Source organism: Coprobacter sp. (assembly GCF_982436375.1).
On record NZ_CEWDCG010000013.1, the window covers coordinates 1 to 16165 of the forward strand.

The window sequence follows — 16165 nt, forward strand, 5'->3', positions numbered from 1 at the left end:
ATCTTCGACAGAGAAATGGATGTGACGTTCTTCTGCTAACGGATAAAAATTTTCACAGATTCGTTGTACTTCAACCCCGAAATTAATTTCTTCTACGCTTAGACGCATTTTTTTGTTTTGAATTTTCCTGAAATCCAGGATTTCATTGATCAGCCTAAGCATACGATTTGTATTCCGCTCTACTAATTGGAGCTGTTCTTTGACTTCGGGATTTACTTTTTCATTATGTAAAATATAATCTACCGGTCCGGCAATTAATGTCAGAGGGGTGCGGAGTTCGTGAGAAATATCCGTAAAAAAGCGAAGCTTCATTTGGGTCAGAGTGTGTTCCATCTGCACTTCGTGTTTCAACCGATATATGGTGAACAGCACATACATGACTGTTCCCATAATAAGAAGCAATACTATGATATAAAATATATATCCGGCTGTGCTGTTCCAAAATGACGGTAAAACCTTTATTTTAAGTTCTCTTTCGTTATCGATCCATTTCCCGTCGCTATTTGTTGATTTTACACGAAAGGTATATTCTCCTTTGGGCAAATTGGTATAAGTTGCAGTCCGTTGGTTATTTGCGTATGTCCAATTTTTATCAAATCCTTCTAATTTATATGCGTAATGAATCAATGAAGGATCTCTGAAATCCAAGGTTGAGAACTCTATACTGAAATCGGATTGTTTGTGCGTCAGTGTCATTTCTTCCTGATCATCTAAAAGTTCCTTTAACGGGGAGTCTTCTGTTGTCGGATCTACTTCTCTCCCGAACAAAAGAAAACGGCTGAATGTCAAAGGCGAAAAGTAATCTTGTTTTTTTAGTTTCTCGGGCGAGAAGATATAAATTCCGTCATCACTGCCGAGAAGAATATCTTTACCCATTTTGCAGATTGTCGCTTCTGAAAAATAACGGACGTCAATTCCCGACTCGATGCCATAGTTCTCAAAAGTATTTTCTTTCGGTTTAAATTTGGTAATGGTGCTTTCTGTTCCCATCCATATATACCCTCGGCTATCTTCGGTAATGCTGTACACGATGTCGCTCGGTTGAGGAACTTGAGAAATATAATTTTCAAATTTGAAACGCTCATTCCATTGATATGGTGGTGTTATTTTCAGCAGTCCGCCTCCGAAAGTACCGATATAAATTGTGTTATCCGATGCCGGATAAATGTAATGTACATCATTGGCCGTAAGGCCGTCTTTCGACATATTGTCTTGCCGCAAATGGTTGAATTCAAGGGATTCTGGAGACGTGAAATGTGTAGAGAAACAGAGAAGCCCGCCTGTTGTTCCGACAAACATATTACCGTTTTTATCGCAGCAGATATGACGTGTACGGAAACAGGAGGTCATCGGATAGTTTTTCAATTGATTTCCCGGATGGATAAATCGTGTTTTGCCATTGGCGGTATCGATATAATTGATACCGCCACCATAAGTGGCTATCCATATCCGTCCTTCTGTATCTTGTGTGACGCAATATACATTATTATGGCTCAGGCTGAAAGGGTTTTTCCGATCGTGTTTGAAATTTACCATACGAAATCCGGAATGAATATCTTTTCCGGTTAACTTATAAAGACCGTTGCCTTTTGTCCCTAACCAGATATTTTTATCTTTATCTTGAAAAATACAGTAAACGATTCCTTTGAACGGGGTGCCGTTACCTATTTTTCCGTTATCTAATAATTTGCCTATGGGGGAGTAGTTGCGGTCATACAGGTATAACGAGCCTTCTTTTGTCGCTACCCATAGATTATTTTGATCGTCTTTGAATAGAAATCTCACTTCGTTTACAGAGAAAGAGTTTGCCGAAGTGTTCGGTCGGAGTATTTCAACGGGAGTTTCTACAAAGCTTATTTTTTCAAGGCCTTTCGAGTGTGTGCACAACCAAAGGTTGCCTTGGCGGTCTGAGAAGGCGGTGTGTAGGATATTCGAAAATTTTCTTGCCGGGTCTTCCGGTGCATTATAAAAATATTTTAGTTTGTTTTCTTGTCTGTCGTAATAAGAGAATGCACCTCCGGACGGGCGTATCCATAATCTGCCTTTGCAATCTTCTGAAATAAAAGGTGTAGGGGGGTATGAGTAGGGATTAATGACATCTCCTTTTAGCCAGAAATAATCGGTAGTACCGTTTTTGAGATTATGATGCAAAACACCGGTTTCGGAAAGTAGTAACCATATTTCGTTATGGGAATCTATAAAAGCCGAAATCATTTGCTGATGACGGGCTTGTAACGGAAATGTGTCTTGTTTTACATGGGATATTTGTCGGGTCGTTATGTCATAGATAAAAAATCCGTCTCGTTCGGTAAGAAAAAGAAGCTGTTTGTTTTTAAGTTGTTTTATGGAACAGATTATGTCTTCGGTCGGAAGTTGAATCAGTTCTGATATTCCGTTGTCGCTTTGCCTGAATATTTGACCGGAAGAAGAAGAAAACCACATGTGTCCTCCACTGTATAAAGCATCGTATATAATCGGTTGATGTACAGATGAAGGATAACGTACAGGATACGAATTTCCTACGGAATCTACCGAAATCATACCTTGCTTTGTCATGATCCAACTGTTTTTCTGAGGATCAGTATAAATTTTGTTTACGATGTCACTCGGCAGTTTTTTATTTTTTGTAGAATACCAATGGCTGGTTAGATTGTGCGTTTCAGGATCGGTTTCGATTCTAAAACAGCCTTCGGTATCGGATAATAACCACATCTTTCCTTCTCCGGCATGTTGAATATGTGTAATCCCTTTTCCACGATTGCTCCTTTCATGGGCATTTATCGGAATATTGTTGAATTTTTCTGAGCGGGGATCAAATCGGTGTACCTGACCGTCATAGGAGAGTACCCAAATGTATTGGTAACTATCTTCAATAATCAAGTCTACCCGGTTGTTTATCAGGCTTTCAGGATCAGAAGGCGTGGATTTATAAGTTTTAAACCGATACCCGTCGAATTTGCTTAACCCATTCCATGTCCCGAACCACATGAACCCCTTTTTGTCTTGAGTAATACTCATAACCGTTTTTCCGGATAGTCCGTCGTCAGGAGCATAATGAGCGAAACTGCACTTTGGCTGGGCGTATGATAGCCCTTTAATACAGCATAATAGTGTTAGGATGATAGTAAATTTAAGTTTCAAGGCTCTTTATAATTGGTTTCGAAACAAATTTAATAATTTATTTCTAACAAATTGCAAGGCCGGGAAGCCCAAATTCGGACATATTTGAAAAAATCCTTTGAATTGTGATATCCGAAAGTTTCTTTGTGTGAACATACGGTTATGCGATAGTTTATTTGATTGTTATTGTCCGGTTCGACCAAGTATAAATAATTCGCTTTGTCTTCAGCGGGTTTGATGCATTTTGCTTTTCGAAGATCTACCGCTAAGCCGAGAGTCTGTTTCCCGTATTTTATTGTATCGTTTACAGGGAAATCCGTACCCCAAACGGCAACTCTGTCTTTTCCGTTTTGATCCATTTCGCAGTCTTTGATTTTTTGTACTCCGGTGCAAAAAATAAGACTGTCCGTATCTCCGGTAAATGTATTGTAAACTTCTGCATCGCGATGTCCTGCATATAAAATATAGCGAGATTTCAAATCTATTTTTTTCCCATTGTAAAGCCATCCGTAGCTGTTCATATCTACTACCGTTCTTAATGGGCCGCTTGCAATGATGCGGGCTTCACGGTTATCTACCGGTTCTATATGTATGGCCTTTTTCCCGTTCCAACCTTTTAGTGTCCCGACTCCGGTACTTCCGCTTACTCTCAGGATGTCATCACCGAATCCTTCGGCAAGTTGTTCATCTGTCGGATACCAAAGCGAACGTGCCAGTTCCAATTGTTTATGATATTTACCATATACATCCACAGTCTGTTTTTTATCAAAATAGATGCGGTAAGCCATTAGTTCAGATTCGAATGCCGGTCCGTGATGATGGAGATTTTTGTAGAGCGTTCCGGTCGGAGAAGATGCTTCCGTAATCGGAGTAATGGATTTATCTTTCTCTTTTTTGAACATTTGAGCATGTACGCGGGCTGCATATCTGTTTGTCGGGAATGGCTTTTCAGAAAATGTAATAGTGAATTCCTTTTTTTCTTTACCTTTAAAATCCGAAAGAAAAACGATTTCATCGGCTATGCCGTCTTGGTCGAGATCATCGAGCTGAGATGCAATTTCTTTTCCTTTATAATAGATGGTGACTCCTTTTACGTTATTGTCTTTTACAGGTAGAACGATAGCTGCATCGTAAATCTGCTCATTCGAATTGTTCCGGACTCTGCATGTCCGGGTTACTTGAGCTTGTACCCACAGACTTGAGAATATGAAAATGAAAACGGTTAAATATTTCATGTAATAAATTTGTCGGGACGGATAATTAAAAAGAGTTTCCATAAATTTAAACTGGTTCTGAGGTAAAACCATAAGCACGATTTGTCTCGGCTTATGGTTTTGTCAACACACAAATAATATGATATTAAAGGATAATTCCGGTAATTTGTCCGAAGTCATTATTTCAAAACAATTGCTTTTTCGGAAACTTCAGTTCCGATTTTTGCATTTGCTTCCAGCCGGGAAGAGTTTTTGATCTGAATGTTTTCAGTCTTTTCACCGCTGATAGTAAGTGCTCCTTCTTTTGTCGGACAAGAAAAATTATCTACAAGAATATTTTTCGAGTTCTTAATTGTCAATGCAGCTCCTTTAGAAGGGGATATTTTTACGTTCTTGAATATTGCTCCGGTAGTTTCGACAACTTCTGCTCCCAATTGTGCTGTGATATTGCAATCGCTGACAGTTACATTTTGTACGTTCATTTCGGGGAGTCCGTTGAAATACATCGCCCGGCGAGCACCTTGACAGTTGACTCTTGAAATTGTAATATTTCTGAAAGCCGGAGTTTCTTCGGTTACGGCAGGGATGTTGCTTTCTTCTTTTACTTCATCCCCGTCGGCGAGAACTTCAGAAGCGGATTTACCTCCGTAGTACAGATCGAACAGTAACGCATCGGTAGGGATATTGATCATGTCGATGTTCTTGATAAAGATATTTTCTACGACCCCTCCGCGTCCCCGAGTACTTTTAAAGCGCAGTCCGACATCTGTTCCAAGAAATTGACAGTTCGATACCGATATGTTTTTCACACCGCCAGACATTTCGCTTCCTACGACAAAGCCTCCGTGTCCGTGATACACGACACAATGATCGACAATAACGTTTTCACAAGGTATTCCACGTTTGCGTCCGTCAGCGTCTTTCCCCGATTTTATACAGATTCCGTCATCACCGACATCAAAAGAGCAATTCGTAACGATCGTGTTTTTACAAGACTCTATATCTAATCCGTCACCGTTTTGAGAATACCATGGGTTTCGGACGGTAAGATTTTCTATCGTTACGTTTTCGCACATGAGAGGGTGGAGGTTCCAACTGGGAGAATTTTGAAAGGTTACTCCTTGTAACAATACGTTTGTGCAATCGATAAAACTTAGTAGTACCGGACGAAGAAAGTCTTTTACTTCTTCCCATTCTTCATCGGTTTTCAGCCCGCGAGGAACATTCATGTCACTACGCTCGTTTCCGAGTTTCGATTTTGCCGAGGGATACCAAATATCCTTTTTGTCATTCAATACTCCGCCTTTTTGCAATAAGGATTTCCATTGGCTTGCCGTGAGTTTCGATTTCTTGACAGGACGCCAAGCATCCCCGTTTCCATCGATAGTTCCTTTCCCTGTTATAGCAATATTGACAGCTCCTTTGGCACTTATAGGCGATTGGCATCTGCGTGTATCCAATCCTTCGAAAGACGTATGTACGATCGGGTATAAATCGAAGTCGTCGCTGAATAAAATTATAGCTCCTCCTTGGAGATATATATGAATGTTGCTTTTCAATACGATCGGTCCTGTGTACCATATTCCTTGAGGTATAACAAGAGTTCCGCCTCCTTTTTTTTCTAAGACCTCTATTGCTTTGGCAAAGGCTTCGCTATTGAGTGTAGTCCCGTCTCCTACACCTCCGAACTGAGTTATAGTAACTTTATAATCGGGAAATACGGGGCGTTGTACCGGATCCATTTTGAAAGGGAGATTCTTATAGAGTTCTTGAGATGACACTCCTTTACTTTTTGCTAAAACGGATGTGGTGAACATTGAAAAAATAATAGTACCGAATAGTATCGGTTTGAAAAATTTGTTCATCATGTTATTTATTAAAAAGGTGTTATATATTTATATTGCAAAACAACTCCTTTATTTTAGTATAAACGTGTATTTTTTGTGCTATTAGGTGGATAATCATGAAAAACGTTATTTTATTACCGGATAAATCTCTTTTACAGAGATGATAGCGTTTTTGTTACCGGCTTTCACGATTTCTTCGACCAAACTGTTTAAATAAATTTCCAGGTAAGTGTAACCGCTCGAATGGGTTTTAGCCCCGTCTGTTTTGTCATTCGGATTCAGATTGTGAGCTATTTCCCATTCATCAGGGATACCGTCACCATCACTGTCTTTAGGCGCTGGAGCCGATTGATAAGTGATATAACCTCCTACATCATTCTGGCTGTCGATAATTCCTCCTGTACTGCCTTTTGATCCTTTGTATTTGAATGTCCCGGTCATAGTCTCGTTAGTTACGCGTGTATCTATAATATCCCTGGCATAAGATGCTCCGGCATAACGTAAAACAGCGAGGAAAGCTTTCTGGGCATCATGGGTTGTCGTATTTTCGAATGGAAATTCAGTGTCTGATTTGAAAATATCTTTGTCCATAGTTTTAGGTTTCGGTTCTATTCCTTTCCAATTATTCTTGGTTACATCGGGAGCTCCATCCATATAGTTTCCGTCAACATAAAATTTTCCCGTAACGCCAGCAGGTTGATTGTTTTTTCCATCATCTACACCCGGAGAAAAAATACGTTTTCTGTTTTTCAATGTTGCCGGTCCTGGTTTATAATAGTTGTTTACGATGTTGTAATTCCCGCCTTCTGCAGCATAACCGCTGTTCGATCCCCAGTTATAAATGACATTATTTCTGAGATCTACAAGTTCCAGATCGGGACGGTTCGTATAACGACTTCCGCAAAAACGGGGGTTGCGACTATCGTGACAGGCTAAAAGGTTGTGATGAAAACTTGCTTTTTGACCTCCCCATATTGCTCCGTATCCGTGATTTCCTTTAGCGTGGATCGATGTTCTCAGACTTTCGCTTAGGATGCACCATTGCAGAGTGAAATTTTCGTTGTTATAAAAAGAAGAACACTCATCGGTACTCCAGCTCATACTGCAATGGTCTATGATAATATTTTTATGATTTCGTCCCCACAATGCATCATTCTCGTCTTTTTCCTGATCGCCTAATCTGCATCGGATAAAGCGGATGATGACATTGTCGGCCTTTATTGCAAGAGAATGATTTTTCAGGCAGATACCGTCTCCCGGAGCTGTCTGTCCGGCGATGGTAATATCCCCTTTATTGATACTGAGAGGTTCGTTGAGTTCTATCGTTCCGGATACGTCGAAAACAATTGTACGAGGACCTGTTTTTCCGATGGCATGACGCAGTGTTCCCGGCTCTTTCGTGTCGGCCAGAGAAGTTACATGATAGACAGCCCCGCCTCTGCCTCCAGTAGTTGTATAACGGGCATATCCTTCAGCACCGGGGAAAGCGGGAGTTTGAGCTTGTATAGATAAACTTAAGCAAAGTGATAAGCAAATCGACAAAATAATTTTATGTGTCATAATGTTATGGATTTAAGAGCTAATTTTATGAGTGCAATATTATATACTATTTATAAAACTAAGGTGCACAAATTAGCTGAATAAGAGTAAATATTGTTACTTATGCTATCCTTTCAGAGCCTGTTTGAATTTTCACCTACATTTTTTTAGAGAGGTTTTCTGTTTTTGATAAGGACTATGGGTTATATGACGTGCAGGAACGGAGAAACAGATTGAAAAGAGAGCCAAAAAGTTCAGGTATATAATTTTATATTGGAAAATTTAAATAGGCTCTTAACGAAGATTACTGCTATTTCATAGAAAAAAGATACATTTGCAATTCGTTAGCAAATTGTCAAAATTATCACGTATTATGAAGAATTATCTTTATTCTCTTCGATTTCTGTTTTCAATACATATTGCAGGGTTATTGTTGTTATCTCTTTTCCGGCTGATCTTGTTTTTTAGGGGAACAGCTAATCTCGGAGATGAGAGCGGGGAATATCTGTTGCAGTCCGAAGCTTTTTTAAGAGGATTGTGGTTCGATAATGTCGTTGCTTGTTATATTTTGCTTTTGCCGTTGGCTGTAGCCTCCATTTCTGCATGGTTCGGTTATTATGGCGCTCGGTTGTATAGAGGCTTAACTATATTTATGGGTATTATGTACGGAATCACTTTTGCTATCAGTGCATCGGACATACCCTATTTCGAATATTTCTTTAAGCATCTCAACGCATCCATATTTAATTGGATGGGATATGGAGAGACTACTTTGAAAATGATGTTCGGTGAACCGGCATACCGTTGGCCGATCTTTTTCTTTGTAGTGGCAGTCGCCATATTTTCTGTTTTTTTACGTCGGATGCGTAAACTGACGGTCGCTTCTTTTGAGAAGAATCGTTTCAGATCATGGAAATCTGTCGGAGGAATCGTCGTTTTAACGGCTTTGACTTTATGGGCTTGTATGTTCGGCATACGAGGACGCATGGGGTATAATCCTATTCGTGTGAGTGCGGCATATTATTGCAATAATACTTTTTTGAACCAGTTAGGGATAAATCCGACTTTTAATCTGTTGCGTAGTACTTTAGAATCGACAAAAAAAGAGAATAAGAGCCTGAGGCTTATGAATGAACAAGAAGCGATCGAGAATGTCCGGGAATTTCTTGCTATCGAAGAGTCATTTCCGGATATATCGCCTATTGCCCGGACAATAAATGCCGATACGTCATTTGTCCGAAAGAATGTCGTACTGGTATTGATGGAGTCTATGTCCGGAAAGTTCATGGAGCGTTATGGCGATAAACGAGGATTGACTCCATTTTTGGATAGTCTTGCCGGACAGGCGACTTGTTTTGACCGTTTTTATTCTGCCGGGACGCATACGAATCACGGATTATATGCTACTTTATACGGTTATCCGGCAATGATGAAAAAGAATTTGATGAAAGGCGCTGTTATTCCTTTTTACACGGGATTGCCTCGTATTTTGCAAGAAAATGGATACCGTACGCTTTTTTTTATGACCCATGAGTCGCAATATGATAATATGAACGGTTTTTTGCGATCGAACGGATATGACGAAATTTATGCGCAAGAAAATTATCCGTCAGAAAAGGTCGTCAACAGTTTTGGGGTTCAGGATGATTTTTTATATGAATATGCAATTCCTGTTTTGACCGAACGATCGGCCTCTGTACAACCGTTTTTTGCTACGTTATTGAGTATCAGTAATCATCCTCCTTATATAATTCCTCCGTATTTTAAGCCGCATAGTAAAGATACAGAAGAACAAATTGTCGAATATGCCGACTGGTCTTTGCGTAAATTTATGGATGAGGCATCTCGCCAGCCTTGGTATGAAAATACGATTTTTGTGTTTCTTGCCGATCACGGGAAATTAGTAGGAAGTCCGAAATCCGATATGCCGCTGACTTATCATCATATACCGTTGATTATATATGAACCGGGACAGTCTCCCCGTAAGTTGGAAGTATTGGGCGGACAAATAGATGTCGGTCCTACAATTTTGGGTATGTTGGGTATCTCGTATATAAATAATATGTTCGGGATCGACTTGTTCCGTCAAAACCGTTCTTGTATTCTTTTCACTTCGGATGATGCTATCGGCAGTATGGATAGAGATTATTTTTATATATATCGTCCCGGAGACGAACAAGAATGGTTGTTTAAGGTTCAGGACGGAGAGGAGGGGAGTGCCGTAACAAACGACACGATTCGGAATAAGTTGAGAAATTATGCTTTTTCTGTACTGCAAACAGCGCAGTCTATTATTGATAATGAAGAAACAGGAAAGTATAAAGGGTATGTTCCGAAATGATAGAAAGCGGTTATAGTAAAAGTTTTTTATTTCATCGGAAAATCTGGACAGCCTCTTAGAAGTTTATGCAGATACTTATAATTATGCCGACAATGAAGTCTTTATTGCCGGCATAATGAGGTCAGAATCTTTTTTATAGATTGATCGGAACAAGTATTTTGAATCCGATATTTCTTCCCATATTGAAAACCCCTTTTCTGCCTGTTATGACATTTGTGTCGGCATATTTCAATCTACTTAGATGATTTTGATAAGCTTTGTTGAATATGTTATTTACCATAATATAAAATGAGAAAAGGTTTTTCTTACGATATGTTATGTTTGTACCGGCCGACATATTGAATAAGGTATATGACGGTGTCGGTGTTTCTGAGTTGTTTACTCTATATACATGGTTTTGTTTGAAATTATAATCCATTTCGATCTCTATATATGTATTATCCAATAGTTTGCTGTTTATATTGATATCATAGTGCAGGGTCGAAAGCCAGCGTGGTGCAGGAGTAAATGGGAGGAATCTGCTTTCTTCGGGCGAATGTAATTGTACGCTATTTATATAGGAAAAAGAATTCTCGAAATGTAGATGACGGACTGGATGTATGATGATGCGAGCCTCACCTCCCATTATGCGTGCGTTGCCCGCAGTATATCGATAAGCGGGAACATCTTCGATTTGTATATTTCCCAATTTCTGTATAAAAATGTAATTATCTATGCGGTTGGCAAATAATGAAAGTTGAAAAGACATGCGTTCGAACGAGTAGTCTATTCCGGCATCGAATTGCCAACTGTATTCGGGCTTAAGTCGTTTGTTCCCGATTTCATAGCGCAAAGTGCCTTCATGTTCCCCATTACTGCCCAGTTCGCTCAGATTCGGCGCACGATAACCTCGTGATGCGTTAAATCTTATGTCTAACTTTTCCGAGACATTATAAATGCCCCCGATGCTTCCTGTTAAACCGTTGAATGTACGGGAAAAAGCAATGAAACGTTCTTTTTCTCCATCCATAAGAGAATGACTATGCAAGTGTCGGATATCGAAACGGAGTCCTCCGGTTAAATGAAGACGTTGGAACATTGATTTGCTAACAGTTATGAATGTCCCTAAATCAAACAGATCGTATGCCGGAATAAGATATTCTTCGCCTTTGTTCAGAGACTTTTGATACATGCCGTTAATACCTGCATTTGTTTTCCATCCATTGTATTCAGGCAAAATATAACGTACATCGTAATTTATAGTATGCAACATAAAATCGAGACCACATTCATTTTTACTCTCTTCATATTCTTGCCTGCGATTTTGCTGATAAGCAGCGATAATTTTTAAAGTTCCGGATTTTAAAAAAAAGGAATTATCTAATACGGCTTTATAGTGACGTACTTGTTGGAACGGAAGTTGCTTGCCGTAATGTTTGCCTCCGCTCGAGCTTTCCAATTCTCCGGTTTCGTTATTACGTTCACCCTCTATTATTCCCGGCGTGAGATGATAATAGCTTAATTTCAGTCTGGAATATCCCCAATCCTTATTTAATCCTGACATCCCGGAAAGAACCCGTTCACGAAAACGGGAATTCGGAACATAACCGTCATACCGGTTTTTGTAATCGTGCGCCATCTTGTCCGAGTATCTCCAATTATATACAAATCCTTTCTTGTTTCCTTCAAAATTTACGGAATAGTTAAACTGTCCATTATTCGTTTGATACTCGCTAAAGACATTGGCTTTCATTTCTCCCGGAGATAAAATCGGTTTATCATGGAAAATCAATACTCCAGCCATAGCGTCCGAACCGTATATTAGAGAAGCCGGACCTTTCAGTATTTCTACGGAATGTATGTTTTGCGCATCGATTTCGACTCCGTGTTCATCTCCCCACTGTTGACCTTCTTGACGGATACCGTCATTTACGACCAGTACTCTGTTATAACCTAATCCTCTAATAACCGGTTTAGATATTCCGCTACCTGTCGTTATTTGAGATATACCGGGCTGTTTGGCAATAATATCGATGATATTGGTGTATTGGTGTGTCTTTAAAAATTCGGAATTTATAATGGATATCGGAGACGGTATTTGTTTGATGTGTGTACTGCCTGTGAGTCCTGTAACAGTGATTTCTTTTAGGTGTACACAACTATCCTGTTCCTCTGCGCGTATGCATAAAATACTCCAGAGCAACAAACATGTTATTTTTATTGCTTTCATTTTTTTATTCTGTTTTTAAAGCTTGTTTAACAGTCTCTCTAAGAGCCAGTCGTAATTTTCCAACAAAAAAATATTATATCAGGTCATTTTTGTGTTTTCTTTCGGTCTTTTTTCCCGTTTTCACTTGTCAGATAGCTCGTTATCAACTTCGTAAAGACAGAAAAACATCTTTGAAAGAAACACCTAAACCTGACCCGAATAAAATTTATACAGGCTGTTAAACAAGCTTTGGTGATTAATGCTTTAATAATTATATCAATTGAAAACAGAATATACAGGAGGAGCTCTGATAGATAGAGAACATATATAGGAATTACGGACTTTGGTTTCAGATGAAATCCATTCAAAGGAAGTAAACGGAAGAATAAAGTCTGTTTGTATTCGTTCGGATTCGATGAAAGGAGACAAGAAAAATTGGCAAATACAGCAATTATCCGGGTCATGGCTGTGTGGAATATTCGAATGGGAGGAAATATCTTCTGTTACATTGTGGAAATGGAGAGCTTTCACAATGTGTACAGGCATTAGTGATGCGATCAAAAGCCATGCTAATACAATATGTTTTCCTCCTTTTGCCATAGTTATCCTTTGGTTGCGAAGGTAAATATAAAAAGACAAATACAATATATTTCGTGTCTGTTTTTAGATTATTTCTTCGATTTTATGTAAGTTTGGAGATCAAAAATATAAAAATGAGAAATAAAATATTCGGCAGTTTAATTTTAATTTCTTTATTAATTTCTTGTAATAAAAAAGGGAATACCTCTTCCGGCAATGAGGCCGATACGGTTTCTTATCGGGTGAATTATGCAGAGATGTTCCGTGTGAACCGTTTTCCCGATTATACGGAAGTGCAGGTGCGAGATCCTTGGGATACGACTCGCTTGCTTCAAAAATATATATTGATACCGAAGACTTCTTCTTTACCGGCATCTTTGCCCGAAGGAACAGTCGTACGTACACCTTTGTCTCGTGTGGCCGTGTATTCATCGGTGCATTGCAGTATGTTGGCGCAATTGGGAAATCTTTCCGATATTGCGGGAGTTTGCGAATCTCGTTATATAATTATTCCGGAAATAAAGAGAGGCGTCTCAGAAGGGAAAATTATAGATTTAGGAGAATCGTATGCTCCGGATATAGAGAAAATTATAGATCTGAATCCTGAAGCGATAATCTCTTCTCCTTTTCAGAATATGGGTTACGGAAAAGTCGAAAAATTGGGTATTCCCATTATAGAGGGTGTTGATTATATGGAAACTACGCCTTTGGGACGTGCCGAATGGATTCGTTTTTTGGGATTGTTTTTCGGAAAAGAATCGCTTTCTGATTCGATATTTGAAAAGACGGAAAGGTCATATCTTACTTTAAAAGAGAAAGTTGAGAACGTCTCTAAGCGCCCTACCGTTGTTTCGGAGATGAAAACCGGTCCTGTTTGGTATGTGCCCGGAGGAAATAGCTATATGGCACGGCTTTTTGCCGATGCGGGGGCAGATTATTTTTGGAAGGATGTTCCGCAAACGGGATCTTTGTCTCTCTCTTTCGAAGCTGTCTTCGACAAAGCTCAGCAGGCTGATTTTTGGCTGGTAAAATATAATCGGGATCGGAATATGACATTAGATGATTTGAGAAAAGATTATGCCGCTAATGCTAATTTCAAAGCGTTTAAAGATAAGAATGTGTGGGGTAGTAATAGTGCGAAAGTGCCTTTTTATGAAGAAGTTCCCTTACATCCTGATTATTTGTTGAGAGATTTTATTTTGATATTTCATCCGGATTTGTTACCCGGTGATACACTTCGTTATTTTAACTTGTTGAAGTGATGAAGCCTTATTTTTATATCGGAGGATTATTGTTTTTGGCTTTGTGCCTGTTTATCGGAAATTTGTTTTGGGGATCTGTTTCTATTCCGGCGAGTGCGGTTTGGGATATTTGTCTGGGAAATGAGGTGGAGAAAAGCAGTTGGTCTTATATCGTATTGCAGTCTCGTTTTCCTCAGGCGGTTACGGCATTTTTTGCCGGAGCGGCTTTGGCAGTTTCCGGTTTGATGTTGCAGACTGCATTCAATAATCCGTTGGCCGGACCGTCGATTTTAGGAATCAACTCCGGAGCGAGTTTGGGAGTAGCCTTGGTGATGTTGTTTTTAGGTGGTTCGTTAGGCTCTTTGGGATCATTCGCTCTTTCCGGGACGATGGCGGTTTTGGCAGGTGCTTTTATCGGAGCTGTATTAATATTAGGCATTATTATTCTTTTTTCTACGATCGTACGCAGTAACGTAATGTTGCTTATTGTCGGGATTATGGTTGGATACATAACTTCTTCGGCAATATCTCTGTTGAATTTTTTTGCTACGGCTGAAAATGTTTTTTCTTATACATTGTGGGGGATGGGAGATTTTTCAGGAATATCGGTGGAGAGATTACCTTTTTTCTGTATTGCCGTTACGGTAGGTCTTGTTCTTTCGTTATTGCTGATAAAGCCTTTGAATGCTCTTTTGTTAGGAGAAAGATATGCCGAAAATCTTGGGGTGAATGTCCGTCGTGTCAGGATTGTATTGTTATTAACGACCGGATTGTTGACTGCTGTGGTTACGGCATTTTGCGGCCCGGTCTCCTTTATAGGGTTGGCTGTACCCCATATTGCCAGACTTGTTTTGGGATCTTCCAATCATAAAATCTTGTTACCGGTAACGATTCTTATCGGTGCTGTAATTGCATTGATTTGCAATTTGTTGTGTGTGCTTCCGGGAGAAGCAGGGATTATTCCTTTGAATGCAATAACTCCGGTGTTGGGGGCTCCTGTAATTATTTATGTGATTGTAAACCAAAAGAAAATACAATATTTCAATTGATGAACAGAGTACCGGTTATTGAAGCAGAAAATTTATCGATTGGTTATCGAGACGGGAGTAAAGCACGTCAGGAACTGTATGACAGTTTGACATTTTCTCTTTATCGGGGAGAACTTACTTGCCTGTTGGGAACTAACGGAGCCGGGAAATCGACACTGTTGCGAACATTAGGCGCTTCGCAACCGGCATTGTCCGGGACATTGTTTTTAGAGAGAAGATCATTATATGATTATTCGGCAACTGAAATTTCCCGAAGAATAGGTCTGGTGTTGACTGATCGTTCTTTGGCGGGAGGACTCCGAGTCAGGGAACTGGTAGCTTTGGGACGTTATCCTTATACCGGTTTTTTCGGACGGCTGAACCGTTCGGATGAAAAAATCGTGGAGTATTCTCTCGATCGGGTAGGAATCAAACATAAGGCATCGGATTATTTTTCGGAACTTTCTGACGGTGAGCGACAAAAAGTGATGATTGCTAAGGCCTTGGCCCAAGAGTGTCCTGTCGTACTGTTAGATGAGCCTACGGCTTTTTTGGATGTTCCGAGTCGTATAGAGATCATATCTTTATTGCGTGAACTTGCTACTGCCGAAAAAAAGACAATTCTCTTCTCGACACATGATATGGAACAGGCATTGTTATTGAGCGATCGCTTGTGGCTTTTGTCCCGTCAGAACGGATTGCAATGCGGTGTTACGGAAGATATGGTTCTATCCGGAGCAGTCGGTGACCTTTTTTCTCACTCGTCCGTAAATTTTGATGTCTCTACCGGGAGTTTTTTCCCACGATACGTGTTAAACAAGAGAGCTGCAATTTCAGTTCCGGATAATATGGCTTTTTGGGTTCGTAACTGTCTGATGAGGGCGGGATATGAATGTTTGCCTGCGGGAACTCCCGGTACTGATGTTTCTCTTTTTTTCGTATCTCCTGAGGAGATCAGGTTGATATATAAAGGAGGTGAGGAAATATCGCTGTCTTCATTTGCTGCTTTGAAGACAGCGCTCAGTGATCTTTCGGTTTGAAAATTTTATTCGAAATATACTTTAAAGC

10 protein-coding genes are annotated in these 16165 nt (G+C 39.8%); 4 read left to right on the top strand and 6 right to left on the bottom strand.

What is annotated here, in order from left to right:
* The 4 genes from AC1WHX_RS01590 to AC1WHX_RS01605 all read right to left on the bottom strand — a co-directional run.
* Positions 1-3141 (bottom strand): ligand-binding sensor domain-containing protein (locus AC1WHX_RS01590; protein ID WP_481228820.1); only part of this gene is annotated, 3141 nt, incomplete at its 3' end.
* A gap of 29 nt (positions 3142-3170) precedes the next feature.
* Complete coding sequence (locus AC1WHX_RS01595) at positions 3171-4355, bottom strand: DUF4861 domain-containing protein (protein WP_229088689.1); 1185 nt, start codon at positions 4353-4355, stop codon at positions 3171-3173.
* Positions 4356-4513: 158 nt separating this feature from the next.
* Positions 4514-6199, bottom strand: coding sequence for a glycoside hydrolase family 28 protein (locus AC1WHX_RS01600; RefSeq protein ID WP_122337185.1), 1686 nt, complete (start codon positions 6197-6199; stop codon positions 4514-4516).
* 108 nt (positions 6200-6307) lie between these two features.
* Positions 6308-7741, bottom strand: coding sequence for a pectate lyase (locus tag AC1WHX_RS01605; protein WP_022600820.1), 1434 nt, complete (start codon positions 7739-7741; stop codon positions 6308-6310).
* 352 nt (positions 7742-8093) lie between these two features.
* On the opposite strand from AC1WHX_RS01605, the gene AC1WHX_RS01610 reads away from it, so the two are divergent.
* Positions 8094-10061: an LTA synthase family protein gene (locus AC1WHX_RS01610; protein WP_122337165.1), complete on the top strand. Its 1968-nt coding sequence runs from the start codon at positions 8094-8096 to the stop codon at positions 10059-10061.
* A gap of 133 nt (positions 10062-10194) precedes the next feature.
* Here AC1WHX_RS01610 and AC1WHX_RS01615 read toward each other — a convergent pair whose 3' ends face one another.
* Together AC1WHX_RS01615 and AC1WHX_RS01620 are read right to left on the bottom strand one after the other, a co-directional pair.
* The gene (locus AC1WHX_RS01615; RefSeq protein ID WP_303116235.1) at positions 10195-12270 is read right to left on the bottom strand and encodes a TonB-dependent receptor; all 2076 of its coding nucleotides are present in this window, start codon (positions 12268-12270) and stop codon (positions 10195-10197) included.
* Positions 12271-12525: 255 nt separating this feature from the next.
* Positions 12526-12849: a hypothetical protein gene (locus tag AC1WHX_RS01620; RefSeq protein WP_122337167.1), complete on the bottom strand. Its 324-nt coding sequence runs from the start codon at positions 12847-12849 to the stop codon at positions 12526-12528.
* 113 nt (positions 12850-12962) lie between these two features.
* Here AC1WHX_RS01620 and AC1WHX_RS01625 point away from each other — a divergent pair, with 113 nt between their 5' ends.
* The 3 genes from AC1WHX_RS01625 to AC1WHX_RS01635 are packed head-to-tail and all read left to right on the top strand — an operon-like array spanning position 12963 to position 16137.
* A complete protein-coding gene (locus tag AC1WHX_RS01625) occupies positions 12963-14090 on the top strand; it encodes an ABC transporter substrate-binding protein (protein WP_303116238.1) in 1128 nt (375 codons plus the stop codon).
* Positions 14090-15118, top strand: a complete 1029-nt coding sequence (locus AC1WHX_RS01630; RefSeq protein WP_009318967.1) for an iron ABC transporter permease — start codon at positions 14090-14092, stop codon at positions 15116-15118. The genes AC1WHX_RS01625 and AC1WHX_RS01630 overlap by 1 nt, the downstream gene beginning before the upstream one ends.
* On the top strand, positions 15118-16137 hold the full coding sequence (locus AC1WHX_RS01635; RefSeq protein WP_303116242.1) for an ABC transporter ATP-binding protein: 1020 nt from the start codon (positions 15118-15120) through the stop codon (positions 16135-16137). Before AC1WHX_RS01630 ends, AC1WHX_RS01635 begins: the two co-directional genes overlap by 1 nt.
* Positions 16138-16165 lie beyond the last annotated feature (28 nt).

Coding starts and splice junctions, on each gene's coding strand:
- AC1WHX_RS01595 (WP_229088689.1), bottom strand. CDS start 4,355: ATGAAATATTTAACCGTTTTCATTTTCATATTCTCAAGTCTGTGGGTA.
- AC1WHX_RS01600 (WP_122337185.1), bottom strand. CDS start 6,199: ATGAACAAATTTTTCAAACCGATACTATTCGGTACTATTATTTTTTCA.
- AC1WHX_RS01605 (WP_022600820.1), bottom strand. CDS start 7,741: ATGACACATAAAATTATTTTGTCGATTTGCTTATCACTTTGCTTAAGT.
- AC1WHX_RS01610 (WP_122337165.1), top strand. CDS start 8,094: ATGAAGAATTATCTTTATTCTCTTCGATTTCTGTTTTCAATACATATT.
- AC1WHX_RS01615 (WP_303116235.1), bottom strand. CDS start 12,270: ATGAAAGCAATAAAAATAACATGTTTGTTGCTCTGGAGTATTTTATGC.
- AC1WHX_RS01620 (WP_122337167.1), bottom strand. CDS start 12,849: ATGGCAAAAGGAGGAAAACATATTGTATTAGCATGGCTTTTGATCGCA.
- AC1WHX_RS01625 (WP_303116238.1), top strand. CDS start 12,963: ATGAGAAATAAAATATTCGGCAGTTTAATTTTAATTTCTTTATTAATT.
- AC1WHX_RS01630 (WP_009318967.1), top strand. CDS start 14,090: ATGAAGCCTTATTTTTATATCGGAGGATTATTGTTTTTGGCTTTGTGC.
- AC1WHX_RS01635 (WP_303116242.1), top strand. CDS start 15,118: ATGAACAGAGTACCGGTTATTGAAGCAGAAAATTTATCGATTGGTTAT.